Origin of the sequence: Arachidicoccus terrestris (assembly GCF_020042345.1) — a bacterium.
GTDB lineage: Bacteria > Bacteroidota > Bacteroidia > Chitinophagales > Chitinophagaceae > Arachidicoccus > Arachidicoccus terrestris.
On record NZ_CP083387.1, the window covers coordinates 3,022,406 to 3,046,946 of the forward strand.

Consider the following 24,541-nt stretch of genomic DNA (forward strand, 5'->3'; position numbering starts at 1 on the left):
ACAAAATGAAAACAAACGCTACCTCAAGAATCGCATCCATTGATATTATGCGGGGGCTTACGATCTTCTTGATGTTATTTGTAAATGATCTGTACGAGCCGGGTGTCCCGCACTGGCTGGTGCATGCCGGGGTATACGAGAATAGTATCGGGCTGGCCGATCTGGTATTTCCCGGCTTTCTGTTTATGGTCGGCTTGTCCGTGCCTTTTGCAATAACATCCCGGCGGCGCTCAAAGACAGACCTGCAGATTCTTCGTCATATAATATGGAGAACGGTGAGTCTGATTCTTATCAGCGTACTTATATTGAATGGTTCTGAACGGCTCAATCCCGTGCTGACAGGGACGCCTAAGTTGGTCTGGCTTTTTTTACTTTATACGGCGATCTTTCTGATCTGGAATGATTATACCGGTTTTTTCAGGTGTAGGCTGGGTAGAACGCTGTCTTTATCCGTTATACTGAAAGGGACCGGGGTGCTGCTGCTGATTTTTCTTGTCTGGAGATTTAAAAGCGGTACTGGGGACCAGCCCACCTGGCTGACGCATGGCTGGTGGGGGATACTGGGGCTGATCGGCTGGGGGTACCTTGCTGCGGCACTCGCTTATCTGTATGGGGGGAGGAAAATTATTTATGGCGTATTGTTTTGGCTGCTGGCCCTGATCCTGAATATAGCAAATCTTTCAGGTTGGCTGGATGCATTGCACAATAGCCGGTTTACGGAGCTCCTGGACGTCTGGCTGGGGGGTAATGTACCACTTATGACGCTGGCCGGCCTCGTTGTCGGGATGATCTTGCAACGCCGGTTGTTCAGCCCCGCGTTTTTTGTAAAAATCATTTTTGTGCTGGGCACACTCTGTCTCGCAGCGGGCTTCATATTACGGCACTGGTTTACTTTTTCTAAAATTATCGGTACACCGAGTTGGGCCATGGTCTGTAATGGTGCAAGCATGCTCTGTTTTGCGGGGCTTTATTACCTGATCGATATACGGAGATTTGATCGGTGGGCATATGCTTTCAGGCTCGCAGGCCGCAATGCGCTGACCACTTATCTGGCGCCGGATATGATCTATTTTATGATCTGGTATTTTGGTTGGCCGGTATTAATATATAAACAGGATGGAGCGGTCTGGTGGGCTATAGGCGGCTCGGCACTCTGGGCTGCGTTGATGATACTGTATGCTCAGCTGCTGTCGAAAATATCTATTCGGTTAAAGCTATGAAACGGTTGCCCCTATAATATGCAGGGATCATTTCAGGATATATAGCAAACATTTTATTAATGGCCGTCGCGGGAAAGTGACCGCTTATCATTCAAATTGACAATAAGATGAAAAAATTACCATACACTATTGATGTTTTTAGGGTTTTGTTTTCTTTTTTTCTTCTGGGAGCGGTGCTGCTGGCTGGCTGTGCCTGTGGCGCCGCCCCACTATCTCTAACGGACAGCACGGCTCCTTCAGGAGGGACTTATGGGAAACGGGTAGCACTTGCCTATGTCACTTCCTGGAGCAAGGGGCTCCCAGACCCAACCTATCTGACACATATCAATTATGCCTTTGGTCACGTCAATGCTACTTTTAATGGTATAGACATCTCCAACCCGGACAAATTAAAGGGGATCGTGGCGCTAAAGGCAAGATTTCCTGAATTGAAAGTGTGTTTGTCTATCGGTGGCTGGGGGAGTGGCGGTTTTAGTGAAATGGCTGCCAGAAGATCCTCGCGGGATAGTTTTGCAACAGATTGTGCGGATGTTATAGAAGCATATCGGCTGGACGGCATTGATATCGACTGGGAGTATCCGACCAGTTCGAGTGCAAAGATCAGTTCTTCTCCTGAAGATAAAGACAATTTTACATTATTAATGAAAGCTATTCGCCGCGCCATTGGTCAGCATAAACTGCTGACCCTGGCCTCTTCCGCCGGTGCCGGATATATTGACTTTAAAAGTATTGCCGGGGCGATCGATTTTGTTAACATTATGGCTTATGACATGTCAGGGGCACCGAAACATCATAGCGGCCTTTTCCGGTCTTCCCTGAGTGCCCGTCTGACGGCCGATGAGGCGGTGCGACGGCACGTTAAAGCAGGTATTGCTCCGGAAAAACTGGTCCTGGGCATTCCTTTCTATGGACATGGGAGAAAACCGCTGCCTGGCTATATCGACTATAAAAAGATCATTGCATTAAAAGGTTACAGGCATCATTGGGACGACAGTGCGAAAGCGCCCTATCTGACAGATGACACCGGCAAGGTATTGCTGAACTATGAGAATCCCGCCTCCATTACACTGAAATGCGAGTATATCATACGGCACCGGTTACTGGGGGCTATGTTTTGGGAATATGATGGCGATGCGCCCGATGGCGTGCTGCGTAAAACCGTTTTTGAAGGATTGGGACTGCGGCTGCTGACCGGGGACAATAAGCCGGCGCTTACCGATAAAGAGTTGGCTCCCGCGTTTTCGGTTCTGGCTTTTTTTACCGCAGACTATGATCCGGCGCATATAAGTTTTGCCCATGAAGCGAATCAGTGGCTGACGGCCGCCGGTCATCAGTTCCATTTCCGATACGATTCGACGAAGAACTGGGCGCTCCTTAATGACAGCAATTATATGAAGCGGTATCAGGTGGTGCTGTTTTTAGATAATGCGCCACCAGCTTTCGTCCGTGAAGGATTTGAAACGTATATGATACGAGGTGGGGGATTTATCGGATTCCATGTGAGTGCTTTTAATGACCAACAACATATTTGGGACTGGTATTATAACGAACTGCTGGGTTGCGGCCGCTTCAATGGAAACACCTGGCGGCCCATGCGGGCAATTCTGAAGGTTGATGCGCCCGGGCATCCGGTTTCCCGCCTATTGCCTCCCCTTTTTGAATCTGCGCCGAATGAGTGGTATAGATGGGAACGGAACCTTCGGACAAACCCGGATATTGAGGTCTTAATCAGTATTGATTCGTCCAGTTTTCCTCTGGGGACAGGTCCCAAGCTATTTGAAATATGGCATCATGGAGATTACCCCGTTGTCTGGACGAATAAAAAATATCACATGCTGTATGTGAACATGGGGCATAATGATCTGGATTATGAGCATAAATACGGGCCTGGGAACGGTACATTGTCCCATACCTTTTCCAGTGAACCTGAATGCCGGCTTTTGCTGAATGCTCTTTTCTGGTTAGGGGCCGGATCTGATTTACCTGACTTGCCCATTCACCCTGATGAACGGATCAGGAGTTATTAGCAGTATAAAGGTTGTATTTTATTAAATCATTATAATTTGAAATATAAATACCAATGCATCCTTATCAATTTATCTCTGGAGACAATCACGCTGTCAACCGTAAGGATATGTCAGTGCTGTATCTCTGTCTTAAGATATTCTTGTTACTCAATGTTGGCTGCCCCGTCTATCTGGCTGCGCAGCAGGGCAACGCGCCGGAGGCCATTCCTGCATTTGAGCCGGCATTGACCACCCGGCAACCGTTGAGCCTGCCGACAGAGATATCTCCGGAATTCAGATTCGATCAGTTCGCCTATGTAAGTGACCGGCCTAAAAGGATCGTGGTCGCGATGCCACGGTCCCTGATCAGAGGAGCGGCTCAGCCGGGAAGCGAACGACTGGATTCTTTTTTGGTGTACCGTGTCGTAAAGGATGAACAAAACGCTGACCAGACGCAGGCAAAACAAGTGCTCAGCGGCAGCTCAGTTTCTCCGGTTGCGGTAGTAGAATGGTTTCAGGACAGAGTTTATTACGCCCTTGATGTCTCTATGATCCATGCACCGGGCCATTACCGGATAAAAATATATCTGGGAGATAGCGCTTACACGAGTCCCGTCTTTCGTGTGGAAGCCCGTCTGGCTTTTGTCCGGACCGGCATAGGTGCATTGCTCCATTATTTTAGAAGGCAACGGGCCAATACCGCAGTTGAATGGGAACAGGATGCGCACCTGAAGCTAAAAGGAAGTTCAAAGCGGGTTGATCTCAGAGGAGGGTGGTGTGACGCTTCGGGAGATGTGAGCAAATACTTTTCCCATTTAGCTTATACTGATTTTATGAGCCCGCAGCAGATTCCGCTGGTGACCTGGTCACTGGTCCAGGCGACGGAAAAAATGCATAACGCGCTTAAACGTTGGGGAATGCTGGCTTCCATGCGTTCAGAAAGCTTGTGGGGCGCAGATTATCTGCGGCGCTCCCTGTCGGACAGTGGTTACTTTTACATGACCGTTTTTAGTTATTTTAAAAAAGATCCGTCCTACAGAGAAATTGTCGGACTGGAAGCAAATAGTGTGACAACCACGGATTACGCCTGTGCCATGCGGGAAGGGGCAGGTATGGCTATTGCAGCGCTTGCCCGGATCAGTACCTGGAAGCGAAACGGCACTTTTACATCCGGAGAGTACCTGCGTGCTGCAGAAAGCGCGTATCAACATTTGCTTGCCCATAATCGCCGTTACGATGATGACGGGGTTCCGAATATCATTGATAACTACTGTGGCCTTATGGCGGCCACAGAACTCTGGAAAGCCACCGGCCGTGATTTTTATAAGCGCCAGGCACGTATCTGGGCAGCAGATCTATGTGCCCGGTATATACCGGACGGGTATCTCCGCTCTGATGGTGAAATCCTGGCCGGCCGTATCATCAAAGGCCGGGGCATTACCGGCCGGCCTTTCTGGCATGCCAGCGACGCCGGGCTGCCCGTTGTAAGCTTGATGCGCTATCTCGACCTAGAAACCGGTAAGGCTCAAAGAGACAAAGTCATTCAGGTCATTACTGCACTGCTCAAAAGCCAGCTTCATTTAGACGGGGCCGTCCCAAACCCGTTTGATTACCCCAGACAGTACTTTGTGTTTAAAGGTCGGTTGAAGTCGGGCTTTTTTATACCACACGCGAATGAAAGCGGTTGGTGGTGGCAGGGTGAAAATGCTAGATTGGGCTCAGTTTCTACGGCATTGCTGCTCGGTAAAAATCTTTTTCATCATATTGGTAATCACTCCGACAGTGCCGGGAGCTATGAGCTGGAGGCCACTGCATCGGCCATGCACCAACTGTCCTGGATAACAGGCTGTAATCCCTACGGTATTTGTTTTCTATATGGATACGGCTATAAAAATGTGCCTTATATGCATTCAAATTATGGCCACGGCAGCGAACGAGGCGGGATCTCCAACGGGATAACCGGACTGAATGCTGATGGGACCGGTATTGCATTTAAAGCAAAGGATAACGGTAATGAATGGCGCTGGACAGAACAGTGGCTGCCGCATGCGGCCTGGTATCTCCAGGCATTAACCGCACTCGGCTGTGGCAAATGAGTTGATTAAGAGAACAGGCAAAAATCTTTGGTGAACATAAAAATGTAAAGGATGAAATGTAATTTGATTCATGGTGTTTTGGGGTTATTATTTACGGCGTGCTGGTTTCCTGCTGTTGCTCGTCTGTCCGGGACATTGGCAAAAGGAAGTGAACATACTGTCAAAGATGCAGCATCCGTCTCCTATTATCAAACTGCTCCTGAAGATACGGCAGCCTGTTATTTTACAGCGGAGCGATATGGTATACGAACTGATGGAAGTATGGATGTTTCAGATGCTTTACAGCAGGCTATTAATGGTTTAAAGCGTAACAAGAATTTTGGGGTATTGTTTATTCCAGAGGGAGAATATCTGATCAGTAAAACAATTTACATACCCGCCGCTATTCGTCTTATCGGTTACGGGGTGCACAGACCGGTCATTAAACTCAAAGATCATGCAGCCGGATTTGCGGCACCCGTTGGAGGGGACAAGGGCTCAGCTGCCTATATGTTATGGTTTACCTCATCCATCCCTGAAACAGGGAAGGGGGTTCCCAATGCGGGAGCCGGCACATTTTATAGTGCGCTCAGCAATATTGATCTGGAGATTGGTGCAGGTAATGCAGCGGCTGTGGCCCTGAGGACACATTATGCACAGCACTGTTTTATTGAACACGTCAATATCCATATCGGGTCCGGAAAAGCCGGAATCTTTGATATTGGGAATGAGATTCAGGATGTACGTTTTTATGGTGGAGATTACGGGATCTATACCACCAAATCGTCTCCTGGGTGGCCCTATATGATGCTGGATACCTATTTTGAAGGTCAGCGCAAAGCAGCCATCAAAACCCAGGAAGCCGGCCTGACCGTCGTTCGCATGCATGTCAGGAATGTTCCGGTTGTTATAGATGTGGATAAAGGCTTTTGGGAAAAACTATATATGGAAGACTGCTTGTTTGAAAATGTTGCCGATTGCGCACTTAAAATAGGTATGTCCCGTAGTCCGGAAACGCAGGTGAATTTACAAAAGATCCAATGTCGTAAGGTGCCGGAACTGGTCCGCTATAAGGATAGAGAGGGGCAGCCCGAAAGGCAACCCGGCCTTTACGTGGTGCGAAATTATACCGCCGGGCTTGTGATGGACAGTCTTCGCTGCGTTCCACATGAAAAGGTTTTCACTGACATCAAGGTTGTCGATCACTTTGTGCCTGTCCTGAAGACTGATATTGCCGACCTGCCTGCTACATCAAAATGGGTAAATATCAAGTCCCTTGGAGCAGTTGGAAATGGCTTACAGGATGAAACTGCGTTAGTACAGGCCGCGATAGATCGATATGACGTTATCTATTTTCCCGCGGGCAGGTATAAGGTATCACAAACCATTCATTTGCGAAGCAATACGGTTTTAATCGGTTTGCATCCTTTTGCTACCCAGATTTTGCTGGCGGATAATACACCAGCTTTCGGCGGCTTTGGCGGACCGGTGCCTTTAATTATCTCCGGCAAAGGAGGGCGTAATATTATTTCGGGTATAGGCCTGAATACTGGAAAGAGAAATACAAGAGCGGTGGCACTGCAATGGGAAGCAGGTGCAGCTTCATTGGTAAATGATGTCAAATTTATAGGCGGCCACGGACAAATGCACCGTCCCGGAGATCGGGACCAACGTGGGCTCTATGGCCAGGCAGAGGAGCATTTATGGGATCGCCAATACTGGAGTCTATGGGTGACCCGCAACGGCGGGGGGATCTTTAAAAATATCTGGTCCGCCAGTACTTATGCCGCTGCCGGTGTCTATATTGCAGAAACGGTCACGCCCGGGCGGATATATGCGATGTCTATCGAACATCACGTAAGAAATGAGGTTCGTTTTAATCATGTCAGCCATTGGAAAATCTATGCTATGCAGACAGAAGAGGAAAGCAGGGAAAGTTCCGAATGTCAACCGCTATTCATAGAGCGGAGCACTGATCTGCAGTTTGCCAATCTGTATATGTTCAGGGTGATCCGGGTGAAAAAACCTTATCCATATGCCATATTAACCGAAGCGTCAAAGGATATCCGGTTTCTTAATCTGCACAATTATGCCCAGACAAAATATACCAGCAGCCATAGTTTATATGACCGGAACCGGAAAGTGTTTGTCAAACCCTGGGAATTGGCGGCACTATATCTTAAAAATACAAGAACCGGCGGCCGGAACACGGTTCTCACCAGTCACCGCAAAGCAAATCTGCAACAGGTGGCGAAAGGTTTTGAAATGCCTGAAGGAATGTGTTCAGACAGTAAAGGGAATATTTATTTCTGTGAATCGGCTAGAAAGCGGATTTACAAATGGTCTGCTAAAAGCGGGCTTGTTACCCTATTATGCGATTCTCCCTGGGAGCCATTATCGCTGGCCTGTGACAGGGAGGATCATCTGTTGGCCGTGTTTAAATACCAGCCAATGGAAGGTTATCTCGTTGAGGGGAAACAAGAAGTTTTTACCAATCCGCCTGACGCGGCAGGAACGTCTTTTAGTGGATGGGGGAATTCAGGTTTTGGAATATTGGTCTATAGTATAAACACAGATAATCCTGATCACTCCATCAGGCCGCTGAAACGCGTGGCTGTGCAATCATTAGACACTATTGTACAGGCTTTTTATCCGGCCCATCGCTGGAGAGATTTTCATGACTTTGCTCAAGTCGCTGTGGCAAGGCCCGACAGTGCATGGCTGGCGCCGGATGGCGTGACTATTATTCCGATTTCTTATGATCTTGCCAGATCCACTTCACTGGCCGTGGCTGTGCCGGGCAAGCAGCTATATATCAGCGATGAATACAATGAATGTTCTTACCGGTTAGATGTCGATCGCTCTGGCTATGTATCCGACCTTAGTTTTTTTGCACCCCGGGGAAGCTTTGCCATTGTAAAAGACAAAGAAAAGCGGGTATGGATCGCTGACGGAGATGTATACAGATATGGTGAGGATGGTAAGCTGCAATGTCAATTGGCCCTTCCTGAAAGAGCTACCGGCGTCACGATAGGGGGCGAAAACAGCAATACACTAATGATCAGTACCTACGGAGGATTGTATTGCTATAGGTTATCTGAACTGGATAGCACCGGGCTGTAACAGAGGGATAAGGGCCGGCCGGGTCGCATGCATACAGACAGCAGCTGTCGGCAGAGGTGCCGTGGGTCCGGTGAGCCCGGGTCTTAAAGCCTGCGCCGTGTTTACAATCAACGATGCTTCGGGGCACAGCGGGAAGAAGTAGTATGTAAATATTGTAGATGAAATCGTCCGGTTATGACAGAACCGGAAAAGGTTGTTTTTTATTCACCCTAAATATTTGAACTATGAAAAGAATGAAGTTCTTTAGACCTCTCCTGGGCTTTGCAGGCCTGTTCGCCATGCTTGGCCTTTTGTTTCAGTGCTCAAAAAGAGCCTCGCTAAAAAGCTCGTCTGAGTTACTGAAACCTCAGGGAACAATGGCGGTGGCGAATGCGCAGGCGATAAGCAGTTTTGTACATCCCGGGGTACTGAATACCTCAGCCCATCTCGATGAAATTGCTGCGGACATGAATTCGGGCGACGGGATCCGGACGGCTGCCTACCAGAAAATACTGGATTATATTAATAGTCACACTTATCCCACTAGCTTTCCCAGTATTGTGTATGTTGGTTCTAATGGGCATACCAGTCCGTCAAAATCCCAGATCCGCTCTGATGCAGAACTGGCCTATGCACTTGCGCTGGTTTTTGCCCGTACGGGAGACTTGTATTATGCCAACAGGACAATTGGCATACTCAATGGCTGGTCCTATCATTTCCAGAGCTATGATATTATAGACCAGACAGACAATCCCAATCAGCCCGCTCTTGAAGCCTCCTGGACGACGCCGTCCTTTGTGGCTGCTGCAGAGATTATACGGTACTATCAGCCGGGTGGTGTCAGTGCCGGGTGGAGTCAGACAGATATTCAGAAGTTTAATGACTACCTGAATAATGTCAAGAATAATTACATCAATCATTGCCCTAATTACAATAATAACTGGAATGTATCTGCCGGTTATGCCAAAATGGCTATTGGCGTCTTTTTGAACAGCAGCAGTGTCTATGAAGATGGCCTGAGCCGTATCAATACGATATTGCCGACGGTGATTCATTCCGACGGTACGATGCCGGAGCTATGCGACAGACAGGACTGTGTCCATTATCAGTACTCGCTGACCGGAGTCACCTATGCCGCTGAGATCGCATCTATACAGGGAGATAACAGTCTGTACAGCGCGCTTTCCGAACGCATTAAGTCCGGCTATGATTTTATGAAGTCTGCCTATCAGCAAAATACCAGCTGTGATTACTGCAGCCTTTCCAGCCCTGTCTTTGGCGGAGTCGAAGTCGCCTATCATCACTATGGTACCGGTAATATGCAATATCTGCGAGACCTGCATGATCCTCTCGGTGTTCCAAATGATAATACTTTTCTGGGATTTACCACTTATACACACAGTGGCTTGTCTGACGCCGTTTCAGGTCCTTCCAATCCTCCCTCAGGACAGCCACCAATCGGCCAGGTGATTGCGCTGAAGGGGTTTAACGGTAAGTATGTCAGCGGAGAGAATGGAACAGATGATATGCACTGTGACCGTACGACTGCGCAGACATGGGAGCACTTTACCGTGATTGACGCCGGCGGCGGATTGATCGCGCTACGTAGCATGGGCAAATATGTATCTTCTGAAAATGGTACGAAGCCAATGACCTGTAACCGCGCAATGGTGGGAGACTGGGAAAAGTTTAGCTGGGAGGTAAATGCCGACGGAACGGTTTTCTTAAAAGGAAATAACGGAAAATATGTTTCCTCGGAAAACGGCACGCAGGCCATGACCTGTAATCGGACCACGGCTTCCGGTTGGGAAGCCTTTACCATTGAATAGTATTTTTTCTCATTAAATTTTATCGATATGAAAAGCCTGAAAAAAATGTTCTTTCTTCTGGCAGCTGGTATATTCTGCTGCCTGTCATGCACCAAGCAATCAGAAAAACCGGGGGATAAAATCGAGCCCTCGTCCATTGCAAATGCCGGAGCGGACCTCCAGCGGTCTTCGCTGGCAGCAACCGGGTTTAAAGTGATCGGTTACCTGCCTACCTGGTCAGGGGCGGTAAATGATATTCAGTTTTCTAAATTAACACATGTCAATTACGCATTTTTAATTCCTACTTCCACAGGGGGATATCAAAGCATAGAAAATCCCGGGAAGCTCTCCGATCTGGTCAGTGCGGCGCATAGTCATCAGGTAAAGGTGCTGATCTCGGTTGGTGGCGGAGGTGGCGGAAATGCCTTTCATTCTATTGTGGCCAACAGTAGTTACCGGACCAATTTTGTCAACAGCATGATTGCCTTTACGGATCAGTATAACTTAGACGGCGTGGATGTCGACTGGGAGTATCCCGGTACTTCGGAGGCCAATAATTTCTATCTCCTGATGCAGGAGTTGGCCAGTGCGATGCATAGCCGTGGAAAGCTTGCCAGTATAGCCGTTATTGCCAATAATGATGGCAATACGATTTCCGGGAATTTGTTTTCTGTTTTAGACTATATCCAGATAATGGCCTATGATGATAACAATTATCAGCATTCTACCTATAGCAGCGCCGTTAATTCACTGCATTTTTGGCTAAACCGGGGCTTGCCTGCCTCCAAAGCCATATTAGGTGTTCCCTTTTATGGACGGGATAACCGTTATGATTATGCGACCAAGAATTATAACGAGCTGCTGGATATGGGTGCAAGCCCCAATGCAGATACCTGGTCTTACTATGGGTATAATGGGATTCCGACGATTCGGAGCAAAACGCAGCTTGCCCTGGATGAGGGCGGGGGCATCATGATGTGGGAACTGTCAGGAGATGCGACCGGAAGCACTTCCCTGCTGTCCGCCATTGATGACGTGGTCCAGAATGGCAATAGTCAGCCGGGAAACACCCCTCCGATCGGTCAGGTGATTGCTCTCAAAGGATTTAATGGCAAGTATGTAAGCGGGGAGAATGGAATGGACGACATGCATTGCGATAGGGTCACTGCACAGTCTTGGGAACACTTCACCGTGATGGATGCAGGTGGTGGAAAGATCGCCTTACGCAGCATGGGCAAATATGTGTCTTCCGAGAACGGAACGCAACCGATTACCTGCAACAGGGCCGCCGTTGGGGATTGGGAGAAATTTACCTGGGAAGTCAATCCCGATGGTACGGTGTTTCTGAAGGGCAACAATGGGAAATATATTTCTTCTGAAAACGGAACACAGGCAATGACCTGTAACCGAACGACTCCTTCCGGTTGGGAAGCTTTTACGGTAAACTAATGTCATTAACATATAAATGAATAAGATGAAAAAGATAATATTAACAATGTGCTGGTCACTCATTGTCCCGATGTTTTGCCTGATTTCCTGCCAAAAACGGGTACAGCGTGATCAGGCTTCAGACAAGACCGAAAGCTTAAAACCTGTTTCTAATGCAAATAACATTTCAGAAGCTCTGGCGACCAACTATCAACTGATCTGGTCAGATGAGTTTGATGGCAATAGTGTAGACGGCAATAAATGGGGTATAGACAACGGGAATCCCGGTGTAAATAATGAAAAGGAGTATTATCAGAGTGATAATGTATCGGTTTCCGGCGGTAACTTAATCATTACAGCCCGCAATCAGTCAGTTGGCGGTCAGCCTTACACTTCCGGTAAACTCACCACCTTCGGTAAATTTCAGCCGACTTATGGACGGATAGAAGCCCGGATTAAACTGCCTGCTTTCCAGGGAAGCTGGCCGGCTTTCTGGATGTTGGGTGCAAATATTGGTGATGTTGGATGGGCTGCCTGTGGCGAGATTGATATTATGGAACAGGTGAATACCAGCTGGAATATTTTAGGTACCATGCATTGGGACGCCGGTAATGGTCATGTCCAATACGGAAACAGTACAACCGCTGACCCGACTCAATATCACGTGTATGCAATAGAGTGGGATAACAACAGTATAAAGTGGTATGTAGATAATACTTTATATAATACTGGGAATATTGCCGGTAATATTAATAATACCGCCGCTTTCCATAATCCTTTTTTTATTATACTTAATCTCGCCGTCGGCGGAGATTTACCTGGGCAGACGGTTAATACAGGCGCGTTACCTGCCAGTATGTATGTGGATTATGTCCGGGTATATGCTGCGAGTAGTACGGGTAATCCGTCTCCGCCCATCGGGCAGACTATTTCACTGAAAGGCTTCAATGGCAAATATGTCAGCGGCGAAAATGGCCAGCAGGCCATGACTTGTAACCGGACTTCGCCGCAGGATTGGGAAAAGTTCCAGGTGGTCGATGCAGGGGGCGGGAAAATCGCTCTGAAAAGTATGGGAAAGTATGTCTCGTCAGAAAACGGCCAGCAGGCGATCACCTGTAACAGAACCGCTGCCGGAGACTGGGAAAAGTTCACATGGGAGGTAAACCCGGATGGAACGGTCTTTTTAAAAGGTAATAATGGAAAATATATTTCTTCCGAGAATGGCCAGCAGGCCATGACTTGTAACAGAACAACTCCTTCCGGATGGGAAGCTTTTACGGTTGGATTGTAATGTAGATTTATCTATTATTATTTAATAATGCCCCGATATTCTGGTAAATTTTATAACCATTTACTTGAATCCGGGGCAAACTTTTATGCCTTTACAATTAATTTAAAAATAATTTCGAGCGCTGTAACGATGATGAATACTAAATTATAGAGAAGCGGTCGGGCTTGAAAAATAATTATTTCTAAAATAAATTTGTTGTTGAATTAAAAGGTATTACCTTTGCAATCCCGCGACGGAAAAGAGGGTGCTAAGGCGGGTCAGTTCTTAAGATATTTTTCTTTGTAAGGGGGTGGTTAACAGCGAGTTGCGAGTCTCAGACCTGCAAGAAAAATAAAAAAAATCTACTTAAAATATTTGGTTGGTAAATGAGTGTTTACTACCTTTGCACTCCGCCTGACGGTAGAGACTGTCAGCTGATTGGCGGGGTAAAAAAGTAGGGAGTACGGTGTGCCGTGAGGTGCATGGTATAGCAAGATAGGGATAGAGATATTTCTATAAAGATCTTTGAAAGGAAAATATAAATAACAGTAAGGAAGACACTACGAAGCGTTGAAAAAGAACACAAATTTTGACGCCTAATTTTCGAGAGAAATTTAGTCAGTTCAAACAATACATTAACAATGGAGAGTTTGATCCTGGCTCAGGATGAACGCTAGCGGCAGGCTTAATACATGCAAGTCGAGGGGTAACAGTTGAGTAGCAATACTTGAGCTGACGACCGGCAAACGGGTGCGGAACACGTGCGAAACCTTCCCTTATCTGGGGGATAGCCCGAAGAAATTCGGATTAATACCCCATAATATAATGATGTGGCATCACATGATTATTAAAACTCCGGTGGATGAGGATGGTCGCGCGTATGATTAGGTAGTTGGGGGGGTAACGGCCCACCAAGCCGACGATCATTAGCTGATGTGAGAGCATGATCAGCCACACGGGCACTGAGACACGGGCCCGACTCCTACGGGAGGCAGCAGTAAGGAATATTGGTCAATGGACGCAAGTCTGAACCAGCCATGCCGCGTGAAGGATTAAGGTCCTCTGGATTGTAAACTTCTTTTATAGGGGGCGAAACACTTTGTTTTTACAGAGCTTGACGGTACCCTATGAATAAGCACCGGCTAACTCCGTGCCAGCAGCCGCGGTAATACGGAGGGTGCAAGCGTTATCCGGATTTACTGGGTTTAAAGGGTGCGTAGGCGGACTTGTAAGTCTGAGGTGAAATCTCCGAGCTTAACTCGGAAACTGCCTTGGATACTATAGGTCTTGAATGTCGTTGAGGTCAGCGGAATATGTCATGTAGCGGTGAAATGCTTAGATATGACATAGAACACCTATTGCGAAGGCAGCTGGCTAAGCGAAAATTGACGCTGAGGCACGAAAGCGTGGGGATCAAACAGGATTAGATACCCTGGTAGTCCACGCCCTAAACGATGATTACTCGACGTGCGCGATACACAGTGCGCGTCTGAGCGAAAGCATTAAGTAATCCACCTGGGAAGTACGTTCGCAAGAATGAAACTCAAAGGAATTGGCGGGGGTCCGCACAAGCGGTGGAGTATGTGGTTTAATTCGATGATACGCGAGGAACCTTACCTGGGCTAGAATGCGAATGACGGTACCTGAAAGGGTATTTTCTAGCAATAGACATGAAGCAAGGTGCTGCATGGCTGTCGTCAGCTCGTGCCGTGAGGTGTTGGGTTAAGTCCCGCAACGAGCGCAACCCCTATCATTAGTTGCCATCAGGTTAAGCTGGGAACTCTAATGAGACTGCCGTCGTAAGACGCGAGGAAGGAGGGGATGATGTCAAGTCATCATGGCCTTTATGCCCAGGGCTACACACGTACTACAATGGGAGGGACAAAGAGCAGCCACTTGGCGACAAGGCGCGAATCTCAAAAACCCTCTCTCAGTTCGGATCGCAGTCTGCAACTCGACTGCGTGAAGCTGGAATCGCTAGTAATCGTATATCAGCAATGATACGGTGAATACGTTCCCGGACCTTGCACACACCGCCCGTCAAGCCATGAAAGCTGGGTGTACCTAAAGTCGGTAACCGTAAGGAGCTGCCTAGGGTAAAACTGGTAATTGGGGCTAAGTCGTAACAAGGTAGCCGTACCGGAAGGTGCGGCTGGAATACCTCCTTTTTAGAGCGGCGCGCCGACGCAAGTCGGAGTAGTATTACTGTTATTTATTTTCCTTTTAAACTTATTAGTTCTTTCAAACAGATAGCACTGACGGCCAACTTGAATGTAACACATGGCTATAGATTGGCGATAGGGTTCAAACAGTCACAGTCTCGTAGCTCAGTTGGTTAGAGCGCTACACTGATAATGTAGAGGTCCCCAGTTCAAATCTGGGCGGGACTACAAAAAGTTCGATGAGATTCTGAAGTGCTATACTGTAAGGTATATAAATGGGGGGTTAGCTCAGTTGGCTAGAGCATCTGCCTTGCACGCAGAGGGTCATCGGTTCGACTCCGATATCCTCCACATTAAGAAGTAAAAAGAACAGTTCTTAAATTAAGATGAGTTAAGTGTAAGCGGGTTGATTGATTACAGAGGTGATCAAAAGACAGCGGCAGCAGGAATCGGATTCCATACACTGACAGATGTGCCTGAGTCAGCGAACGGCTAGTAATAGTTAAGTAGTAGGCGTAGAGGGTAGATAAAGATCTTTGACATATTGGGAAAGCAAAAACAATAAGAGTAACGAGAGGCTTTTTTTCTGTTGTAAGACGGAAGGAGAGCTGATCAAACACATAGTGGTGGTAACATCACTACAATTTCTAAATTTTTTAAAGCAATTAAGGGCGCATGGTGGATGCCTAGGGTCTGAGAGGCGAAGAAGGACGTGGTAAGCTGCGATAAGCTGCGGAGAGTTGCACACGAGCGTTATATCCGTAGATTTCCGAATGGGACAACCTGGTATGTTGAAGACATATCACTCTGCAAAGAGAGCCAACCCCGAGAACTGAAACATCTAAGTACCGGGAGGAAAAGAAAATAAGACAATGATTCCCTAAGTAGTGGCGAGCGAACAGGGAAGAGCCCAAACCTATGAGGCGTGCCTCATAGGGGTTGTAGGACTGCATTTAGGCGGTATTATCAAGCTGAAGTATCTGGAAAGTTACATCACAGAAGGTGAAAATCCTGTAGGCATAAATTAATACCAACGAGCAGTATCCTGAGTAGCGCGGGACCGGAGGAATCCTGTGTGAATCTGCCAGCACCATCTGGTAAGGCTAAATACTCCTCAGACACCGATAGTGAACCAGTACCGTAAGGGAAAGGTGAAAAGTACCCCGAACAGGGGAGTGAAATAGTACCTGAAACCGTGCGCCTACAAGCGGTCGGAGCATCTTTATGGTGTGACGGCGTGCCTTTTGCATAATGAGCCTACGAGTTACTCCTCACTGGCGAGGTTAAGTTCTTAAATAACGGAGCCGTAGCGAAAGCGAGTCCGAATAGGGCGTTCAGTCAGTGGGGGTAGACGCGAAACTTTGTGATCTATCCATGGGCAGGTTGAAGTTTTGGTAACACAAAATGGAGGACCGAACCCGTTGACGTTGAAAAGTCTTGGGATGACCTGTGGATAGGGGTGAAAGGCCAATCAAACTGAGAGATAGCTCGTTCTCCCCGAAATGTTTTTAGGAACAGCCTCGGATATAAAGAAGTGTGTTAGAGGTAGAGCTACTGATTGGGCTAGGGGGCTTCATCGCCTACCAAACCCTGACAAACTCCGAATGCTAACACATATCTCCGGGAGTGAGGCTACGGGCGCTAAGGTCCGTGGCCGAGAGGGAAATAACCCAGATTAGCGACTAAGGTCCCCAATCCATGGCTAAGTTGAATAAACGCGGTGGGACTTCTATAACAGCCAGGATGTTTGCTCGGAAGCAGCAATTCATTTAAAGAGTGCGTAACAGCTCACTGGTCGAGAGGTCCTGCACGGAAAATAATCGGGCATCAAGCCATGAACCGAAGTCCTAAAATTGCACCTTAAGGTGTATATTGGTAGGGGAGCATTGAAAACAGCGTTGAAGATGGTGGGCGACCACTGTTGGAGCGTTTTCAAAAGAAAATGTAGGCATAAGTAACGATAATTAAAGTGAAAAACTTTAACGCCGAAAGTCTAAGGGTTCCTGATCAACGTTAATCGGATCAGGGTTAGTCTGGTCCTTAGGAAAACCCGAGAGGGGTATCTGATGGAAAGAAGGTTAATATTCCTTTACCTGCATATCAATAAAAGTGACGGATCACCGTGGTCTGTATGTCCTGACGGAATAGGGCATCTGAGTAGAACCTTCGGGGGAAGCGAACGGATAAAAGTGGTTCCAAGAAAAGCGAGATATGCAGCCAGTACCGCAAACCGACACAGGTAGACGGGATGAGTATTCTAAGGCGCTCGGGTGAGCCGTGGAGAAGGAACTAGGCAAATTAATGCTGTAACTTCGGGATAAAGCATACCATAGCGATATGGTCTCAGTAAATAGGTTCAACCAACTGTTTAACAAAAACATAGGGCCCTGCAAAATCGAAAGATGACGTATAGAGCCTGATACCTGCCCGGTGCTGGAAGGTTAAGGAAGGATGTTAGCGCGCAAGTGCGAAGCTTCTGACTGAAGCCCCAGTAAACGGCGGCCGTAACTATAACGGTCCTAAGGTAGCGAAATTCCTTGTCGGGTAAGTTCCGACCTGCACGAATGGTCTAATGAGTTGAACACTGTCTCCTCCACGAGCCCGGTGAAATTGTAGTATCGGTGAAGATGCCGGTTACCCGCCACGGGACGAAAAGACCCCGTGAACCTTCACTACAACTTTGCATTGATTTTGAGCAACCGATGTGTAGGATAGTTGGGAGACTATGAAGCATGCACGCCAGTGTGTGTGGAGTCAACGTTGAAATACCAACCTTCTGTTGCTTAGAACCTAATCCTGAACAAGGAGACATTGCATGGTGGGTAGTTTGACTGGGGTGGTCGCCTCCTAAAAAGTAACGGAGGCTTGCAAAGGTACCCTCAGTACGGTTGGTAATCGTACATAGAGCGCATTAGTATAAGGGTGCTTGACTGTGAGGCATACACGCCGAGCAGGGACGAAAGTCGGCTAAAGTGATCCGGTGGTTCTGAATGGAAGGGCCATCGCTCAAAGGATAAAAGGTACTCCGGGGATAACAGGCTGATCTTACCCAAGAGCTCATATCGACGGTAAGGTTTGGCACCTCGATGTCGGTTCGTCACATCCTGGGGCTGGAGAAGGTCCCAAGGGTTGGGCTGTTCGCCCATTAAAGTGGCACGTGAACTGGGTTCAGAACGTCGCAAGACAGTTCGGTCTCTATCTGTGGTGGGCGCAAGTAAATTGAGAGGACATGACCTTAGTACGAGAGGACCGGGTCGTATGTACCGCTGGTGAATCAGTTATGCCGCCAGGTGTAGTGCTGAGTAGCTACGTACAGCCAGGATAAACGCTGAAAGCATCTAAGCGTGAAACCTCCCTCAAGATGAGTTTACTTTTAAGGGTCGTCAGAGACGATGACGTTGATAGGCTATAGATGTAAAGGTGGTAACATCAAAGTCGAGTAGTACTAATTGCCCGTACGCTTTATTTTTTAAATCTATTTTTATTGTTGAAATGGTAAAGATAGTTGCTCTAAAGTTGAGCTTTTCCAATATGACCTTATTAAGTGTGCCGTAAGCATAGAGCATAATGCACACGAATTTTTTATGGTGGTTATTCCGAGGGTCTTCACCTCTTCCCTTACCGAACAGAGAAGTTAAACCCCTCATGGCCGATGGTACTTGGGTCTTATCCCTGGGAGAGTAGGTAGCTGCCATATTTATTTGAAAGTCTCCGTAAGCAATTACGGAGACTTTTTTTTATGCCCATGGGGAAGATGATTGGAGGCGATTTCGCTATTTTTCGCCAATTAGAGTAAGGACTTATTTTACAGTTCCGCTTATGGGATCATTTACGGTCATATAAGCTCTTTTGAGTCTCAGGGCTTTATCCAGATGGTTGTTTTGAAGCTTTATACTTGTATTTCATCTTGATTTTTAAGCCACGTGTTCTTTATTTTTTCTATTATTATTTTTTCCTGTGTTTGTTATTTCATTGGATTTCAGTTAATATGTGCATATTCCATGGAAAGTGGTACAATAATTCCACAGAAAACTGGTACAGGTGCCCGGTACACATTCATTGTTTTGAGGCATTGTTACTGAATTGTTTTTATAAGGATACGCAAACTTCTTGATTGGCGCCGTTTTACTTCCTAGCTTGGACCTATTTTACTTCCTGATTTGGCAATTATTGTTGTATCGAATGCAAATGTAATCCGGTACCGGCAAAAACCGGTACCGCCCCAGTATTGCCAGCTAAGATCAATCCATTGTCTTCAGCAGTATTATTGTTGTATCTGGCATCTTGCTTTCATTGGTATGTGTCTTGGAAATATGGCATATATCGAATCAGATCGACTCGCTTGGCACAAATGCCGTGGCGCCATATTTAACTTTAGTCATCTGTAAACTTTTTTGAGATGGTTTTTTGCCGGAGCATGTTTTTATTTTTCGGTAATTCCGTTTTATATTTTGAAATACTATTTGAATTTTAAATCGATTGGTAAAGCTAGCTCCAGGTTCTTCATTTTCACATCCACGAGTTGGGCCACTCAAATTAAACAATTTTACCGGCTGATTTACAAATTAAGCAAACGATTGAGTTCCCTGTTTACAGGTGTTTTGGGTAGTATTGCCATTCTGTGGCAGCGGTTTGATACAAAATAATTGTTATTTTCGGTGTGAAGAGCAACGTTTAAGCCTTAGGTGTAAATGCACCGGTCTATCACGCTACAAAATGACCTTGCGCGGCGCTCCCCGTGCTCTACAAAATACATATTCAGATCGTATCATATAACACCTAAATTTTTAAAATCGGATGATGAAAAAATACGGAAAATCATTATTACTTGCTGTATTTTGCCTGATTGCTGTGAGGTACGGCTTTGGACAACAAAGAAATCTTCAGTTCGCCTGGTTAACCGATATTCATATCGAAAGGGGCAGCAAGCATATTGACGACCTGAAGGCTTCTGTCGATGATATCAACAGTAATAAAGACGTGCAGTTTACGATTATTTCGGGGGATATAAGTGACTTCGGCTATGATATGGATCTTAGGATCGCTAAACAGGTTCTGGATAGACTTAAGAAGCCGTATTATATCGTCCCAGGTAATCACGATACTAAATGGTCTGAATCCGGTGCAACCGGGTTTCAGGACGTGTTTGACCATAGAAATATCGCATTTGACTATGGAGGCATTTCATTTATTGGGTTTCAGACAGGACCTATTGTAAGAAGAGGAGATGGTTATATTACACCAGATGATTTTAAATGGGTAGAAAAGGAAGTGGAGAAGGCCAAAAAACACAATCATATTATCATACCATTTACGCATTACCCATTGAATAATAGTATGAGTAACTGGTATAAGCTATCTGATTATTTTAAAGAAAATAAGGTGCCTGTTGTGTTGGTAGGGCATGGCCATCGCAATCGTAAGATGGATTTTGACGGATTGCCTGGCGTAATGGCTCGTACAAACCCTGGGCGTAAGAGTAAGGATAAGAACTCTCCCGTAGGATACACGATGGTAAAAGTAACTTCTGACAGTATTTATTTTATAGAGGTCAATCCTGAAATAAATAAACGGACTCTTTGGCATCAGCTTTCCATTAGGCCCGCAAATTATACAGACGTAAAGCATATGCCTGATTTATCCATTAATAAAAGATTTACAAATGTTAAGACCGTTTGGCAGCATCAGATCCCGGCAGGTATTTCGGCAGCAGCCTCTTATGACAAAGGTAAGATTATGGTAGGTGACCGGGCTGGCCTTATGCATTGCTTTGACCTTGTTTCCGGAAAGGAGTTATGGAAATTTAAAACCGGCAAAAGTATTTTTTCTGCACCTGCGATTTACGATGATAAAATGGTGTTTGGCTCTGCTGATGGTTTTATTTATTGTCTGAATACACAAAGCGGCAAAGTTCTGTGGAAATTTGCAGCGGATAAATGGGTTTTAGGGAACCCGGTCATTGAGGATGGTAAGGTACTGATTGGGGGCAGTGACGGCAAGTTCCGGGCTATTGACCTGCAGACGGGGAAACAGTTATGGTCTTTTGATGGAATGAAGGGCTGGATTGAGACGAAGCCAGTTGTATATGACAGCAAGGTGTATTTTGGTTGTTGGGACAATAATTTTTATGCATTGGATGTAAAAACTGGTGCATTAATCTGGAAATGGGCCCTAAATGAAATTCGTTCCGTTTCTGCTTTTTATGCACCGGCTGCTTGTTGGCCTGTAGCGTCCAATGGGAAAGTATTTATTGCTGGTCCTGACCAGATATTAACCGCCCTGGATGCCGCTACTGGGAAAGTATTGTGGCGGACGAAGGAGCAACCCAGAATAAATGAAGCTTTGGGTATTTCGGCTGATGGCAGTAAAGTCTATGTGAAAGCGCAAAAAGGCAATATGCTGTTTGCTTATAGTACAAAAACTACAGAACCTTCTATCGTTTGGCAAACTCCCGTCGAGAATGGGGCGGATGACAATCAATCTGCGATTCTGGAAATGGACGGGCACGCTTACTTTACTTTCCGCAGTGGTGTGGCTGTTTCCGCTGAAAGTGCTACCGGCACTATTAATTGGGAATTTAAATTAGGGGACGTTATGTTGAACCCTGCCACTCCGGTTGATAATGGTAGAGTGATCCTGTCGGATGTTGATGGTAACCTGGTGCTTTTGTACTGCTCAACTATGCATTAGGTTTTTCCTTTTGCATAGCCTTCGCTTCAGGCTTCACAGACTCCCCTGGTGGGAACGCCTCCGCCTGTTTTTGTTTAGTGTCCGACTGCGCACCACAGCCAGACAATATTTTAAGACCTTCCCTGAGTATGTTCCGGGCGGCATTGACATCTCTGTCATGCGTGGTATGACAGCAGCTGCAGGTCCAGGCCCTGTCTGCCAGAGTCAGGTCTTCTTTCTTTTCCCCGCAAGCATGACAGGTTTTGGAAGAGGGAAAGAACCGGTCAACTTTCACGAACTTCCGGCCATACCAGTCGCATTTGTACGCTAGCTGGGGCAATAGCTTTCCCAGTGAAGCGTCTGACAGGGACTTTGCCAGACAGTGGTTTTTCAACATGTTTTTCACCGCAAGGTCCTCTATTGCGACGGTGTCGTGATTCTTGACAATGTCGGTAGTGATCTTATGCAGGTGGTCCTCCCTGAGGTTCTTTATCCTTTCATGCAGCCAGGCTACTTTACAGCGTTGCCGTTTCCTGGATTGGCTGCCTTTCTGCTTTTTGGAGAGTTGCTTTTGTCTGTGTTTTAGTTTCTTCTCCAGTGTCTTCAGCGGTTTGATGTTTTCATACCTGGTGCCGTCCGACAGGATGGCGGCATCCCTGATCCCTACATCGACACCGGTATCCTTACCCGTACCGGCCAGTATCTCCCTGGGGACCTCACAGGTAAAGGAAACGTAATAGTTGCCTGTAGTGGTCCTGGACAGATGCAGGTATAATATTTTCCCTTTGATCTGCCTGCTTATTTTTATCCTGATCCCTGTTTTCAGTTTAGGGAGCCAGAGGTGATCACCCTCCACCCTGAAGCCCTGTGGCAGCTTAAAGCACTGACGATCGCTCCTGCACCTGAATCTGGGGTACCTGTTCTGTCCCTTAAAGAAACGCTTATAGCTATCATCTACATTTTGCATGGCCATCTGCAGTGGCTGGGCGATCACCTCGCCCAGCCACCCGGTTTCTTGCCGGCTTTTAAGGACAGGCAGCATTTTGGCGGTATCATAGTAAGACAGTGATTTGCCGGTCTCTTCATAGGTCTTTTGCCGCAGTTCAAGGGCATAATTGTACACGAACCGACAACAGCCAAATTGCCGGGCCAGAAAATTAATCTCCTCCCCTTCGGGGTAGATCCGAAATTTATAGGCTTTCAGGTGCGTGCTTTTCACAATTTAATTTTTTTACAATAGAATACCTGTACCCCTTTAATGTGGCCTTATACGACCAGGGCATGATTTCATTAATATTTGGATTGATGGCTGTTCTTACTGCTTATAGCAAAGCGGCAGATGTACAGTCAGGTCAAATCAACGAAGTAGGTTCATCATCATCTCCACCCTATTAGTATCAGTGCTTTTCGATGACAGGGGCAAAACTAAATAATTACAGTGAAAGAAGCGGAGATGGCTGTCAACTTTTAAAGACAGGTTCTTTTGTTTGGAGCTGCGCTTCGAGTAGGTGTTAAACTCGTTGCCTTTGGGTATAAGCTAATAAACTGACAACCAATTCAATAGTTATATACCTGAGTTGTTACTTATTTTTAAAAATCTATTTTTATCTGGGAAAGAGACTTTTCGGGATACTGTCTCAAAGAAATTTATTTCATGTGCGTTTTTTTACATGAATGATTTGGCCTCACTGGTTAAATAATAACCTTCTGTTTTTTGGGAGCCAATAAATTCAATTATGTTATTATCTTTTAATTGTTTTATGTATCGTCCAGTGGTTCTAATGCTTATCTGAACCATTGATGATATTTTATTAGTATCTAGTCCAGGATTCTCATTGATTACTTTTATAAGGCTTTTTATGGCCACATTTAATCTGTCATTTAATCTGTCTGTTATTGTGTTAGTCTCGACACTATCCATCTTTTCAGCCCGCCATAAAATGGTTCTAAAATTTTCTTCCTGAATATACTCAGGATTTTTAAGTCAAGCTCCCTGCATTTATTTTATGGAGACTTCATGTAGGATAGAGATTAATCTGTCTGGGGCTTCCCTCATTATATTATGCCCGCAATTTATCGTTTCAATGTGCCATTCCGGATTATGTTTCAGCGCTTCGAATTGCTTTTTAAAGGGTGTCGCTTCCCAACCACATGCGTATATGAAGACCCGGTTGCCAATTTGTTTATAATTGCCGTTTAGACGCAGGCTTTGCAAGAATGTGGCCATTGGGTGTGGCACTCTTCGACTATCTGTTCCAGCAGGAACCGCCACTGTAAACCCATCGTCGCTACATCCTGCTATAAAAAGGTCCCTATAAATGTCGCTTGTGAGCTTCCAGCACGAATCGCCATTTTCAGGGATATAAGCATCTATATAAACAAGGGCATTGATTCTCTCAGAAAGTCTGTCTGCAACTCCTGTAATGACTAAGCCGCCGTAACTGTGCCCACATAAGATTACATTATTGAGGCCTTGATCTATCAACATGTCCACTACAAACTGGATATGTGTATCCAGATTTATTATTTTATTTTGATCTGGAGCAGAGTCTTCAAGGCCTGGCAATGTAAGGGGGAATAGTTTATGCCCCATTTTTTCAAGCCTTTCCTGAATAGAGTCAAATGCCCAGCCTCCGTGCCAGCCGCCAGGAATCAATACAAATATTTTTTCGTCTTTTTTATTCACCATCATGATTTATCTGGAATTAAAGAATGTCAACGACATTTTTAAAGGTACTGTATATGGGCGGGATTTATAGAATATGACAATATTAGATGTCTGTTAATTGGCCGCAGATGAT

11 protein-coding genes, 2 tRNA genes and 3 rRNA genes are annotated in these 24,541 nt (G+C 46.2%); 13 read left to right on the plus strand and 3 right to left on the minus strand.

The window, feature by feature from the left end:
* The first annotated feature begins 5 nt into the window (after positions 1 to 5).
* The 13 genes from K9M52_RS11780 (at position 6) to K9M52_RS11840 (ending at position 21,761) form a co-directional block, all read left to right on the plus strand.
* A complete protein-coding gene (locus tag K9M52_RS11780; protein ID WP_224068632.1) occupies positions 6 to 1,220 on the plus strand; it encodes a DUF5009 domain-containing protein in 1,215 nt (404 codons plus the stop codon).
* 107 nt (positions 1,221 to 1,327) lie between these two features.
* Complete coding sequence (locus tag K9M52_RS11785) at positions 1,328 to 3,247, plus strand: glycosyl hydrolase family 18 protein (protein ID WP_224068633.1); 1,920 nt, start codon at positions 1,328 to 1,330, stop codon at positions 3,245 to 3,247.
* A gap of 53 nt (positions 3,248 to 3,300) precedes the next feature.
* Complete coding sequence (locus tag K9M52_RS11790; protein WP_224068634.1) at positions 3,301 to 5,322, plus strand: glycoside hydrolase family 9 protein; 2,022 nt, start codon at positions 3,301 to 3,303, stop codon at positions 5,320 to 5,322.
* Between the two features lie 51 nt (positions 5,323 to 5,373).
* Complete coding sequence (locus K9M52_RS11795) at positions 5,374 to 8,424, plus strand: glycosyl hydrolase family 28-related protein (RefSeq protein WP_224068635.1); 3,051 nt, start codon at positions 5,374 to 5,376, stop codon at positions 8,422 to 8,424.
* 224 nt (positions 8,425 to 8,648) lie between these two features.
* Positions 8,649 to 10,232, plus strand: coding sequence for an alginate lyase family protein (locus K9M52_RS11800; protein ID WP_224068636.1), 1,584 nt, complete (start codon positions 8,649 to 8,651; stop codon positions 10,230 to 10,232).
* A 27-nt stretch (positions 10,233 to 10,259) separates the two neighbouring features.
* Entirely contained in the window at positions 10,260 to 11,660 is a 1,401-nt protein-coding gene (locus tag K9M52_RS11805) for a glycosyl hydrolase family 18 protein (protein WP_224068637.1), read from the plus strand.
* A 25-nt stretch (positions 11,661 to 11,685) separates the two neighbouring features.
* On the plus strand, positions 11,686 to 12,930 hold the full coding sequence (locus K9M52_RS11810; protein ID WP_224068638.1) for a family 16 glycosylhydrolase: 1,245 nt from the start codon (positions 11,686 to 11,688) through the stop codon (positions 12,928 to 12,930).
* Between the two features lie 617 nt (positions 12,931 to 13,547).
* Positions 13,548 to 15,077: ribosomal RNA gene (locus K9M52_RS11815) — 16S ribosomal RNA — on the plus strand.
* Between the two features lie 148 nt (positions 15,078 to 15,225).
* Positions 15,226 to 15,299: transfer RNA gene (locus K9M52_RS11820), tRNA-Ile, on the plus strand.
* A 49-nt stretch (positions 15,300 to 15,348) separates the two neighbouring features.
* Positions 15,349 to 15,422: transfer RNA gene (locus tag K9M52_RS11825), tRNA-Ala, on the plus strand.
* Positions 15,423 to 15,726: 304 nt separating this feature from the next.
* Positions 15,727 to 18,540: ribosomal RNA gene (locus K9M52_RS11830) — 23S ribosomal RNA — on the plus strand.
* A 114-nt stretch (positions 18,541 to 18,654) separates the two neighbouring features.
* Positions 18,655 to 18,768 (plus strand): 5S ribosomal RNA (rrf, locus tag K9M52_RS11835).
* The 16S, 23S and 5S rRNA genes sit together here with 2 tRNA genes alongside, the layout of an rRNA operon.
* Before the next feature lie 1,100 nt (positions 18,769 to 19,868).
* Positions 19,869 to 21,761: an outer membrane protein assembly factor BamB family protein gene (locus K9M52_RS11840; RefSeq protein ID WP_224068639.1), complete on the plus strand. Its 1,893-nt coding sequence runs from the start codon at positions 19,869 to 19,871 to the stop codon at positions 21,759 to 21,761.
* On the opposite strand, the gene K9M52_RS11845 is transcribed toward K9M52_RS11840, so the two are convergent.
* The 3 genes from K9M52_RS11845 to K9M52_RS11855 form a co-directional block, all read right to left on the minus strand.
* Entirely contained in the window at positions 21,751 to 22,959 is a 1,209-nt protein-coding gene (locus tag K9M52_RS11845) for an RNA-guided endonuclease TnpB family protein (protein WP_224068640.1), read from the minus strand. The genes K9M52_RS11840 and K9M52_RS11845 overlap by 11 nt on opposite strands.
* Positions 22,960 to 23,406: 447 nt before the next feature.
* Positions 23,407 to 23,661, minus strand: a complete 255-nt coding sequence (locus tag K9M52_RS19200) for a winged helix-turn-helix domain-containing protein (RefSeq protein ID WP_224068641.1) — start codon at positions 23,659 to 23,661, stop codon at positions 23,407 to 23,409.
* 78 nt (positions 23,662 to 23,739) lie between these two features.
* Positions 23,740 to 24,432: an alpha/beta fold hydrolase gene (locus K9M52_RS11855; RefSeq protein ID WP_224068642.1), complete on the minus strand. Its 693-nt coding sequence runs from the start codon at positions 24,430 to 24,432 to the stop codon at positions 23,740 to 23,742.
* Positions 24,433 to 24,541: the final 109 nt, after the last annotated feature.

Bases quoted from the DNA above. Each gene is read 5' to 3' on its own strand.
- K9M52_RS11795 (WP_224068635.1), top strand. From the start codon at position 5,374: ATGAAATGTAATTTGATTCATGGTGTTTTGGGGTTATTATTTACGGCG.
- K9M52_RS11780 (WP_224068632.1), top strand. From the start codon at position 6: ATGAAAACAAACGCTACCTCAAGAATCGCATCCATTGATATTATGCGG.
- K9M52_RS11800 (WP_224068636.1), top strand. From the start codon at position 8,649: ATGAAAAGAATGAAGTTCTTTAGACCTCTCCTGGGCTTTGCAGGCCTG.
- K9M52_RS11790 (WP_224068634.1), top strand. From the start codon at position 3,301: ATGCATCCTTATCAATTTATCTCTGGAGACAATCACGCTGTCAACCGT.
- K9M52_RS11805 (WP_224068637.1), top strand. From the start codon at position 10,260: ATGAAAAGCCTGAAAAAAATGTTCTTTCTTCTGGCAGCTGGTATATTC.
- K9M52_RS11840 (WP_224068639.1), top strand. From the start codon at position 19,869: ATGATGAAAAAATACGGAAAATCATTATTACTTGCTGTATTTTGCCTG.
- K9M52_RS19200 (WP_224068641.1), bottom strand. From the start codon at position 23,661: ATGGATAGTGTCGAGACTAACACAATAACAGACAGATTAAATGACAGA.
- K9M52_RS11785 (WP_224068633.1), top strand. From the start codon at position 1,328: ATGAAAAAATTACCATACACTATTGATGTTTTTAGGGTTTTGTTTTCT.
- K9M52_RS11810 (WP_224068638.1), top strand. From the start codon at position 11,686: ATGAAAAAGATAATATTAACAATGTGCTGGTCACTCATTGTCCCGATG.
- K9M52_RS11855 (WP_224068642.1), bottom strand. From the start codon at position 24,432: ATGATGGTGAATAAAAAAGACGAAAAAATATTTGTATTGATTCCTGGC.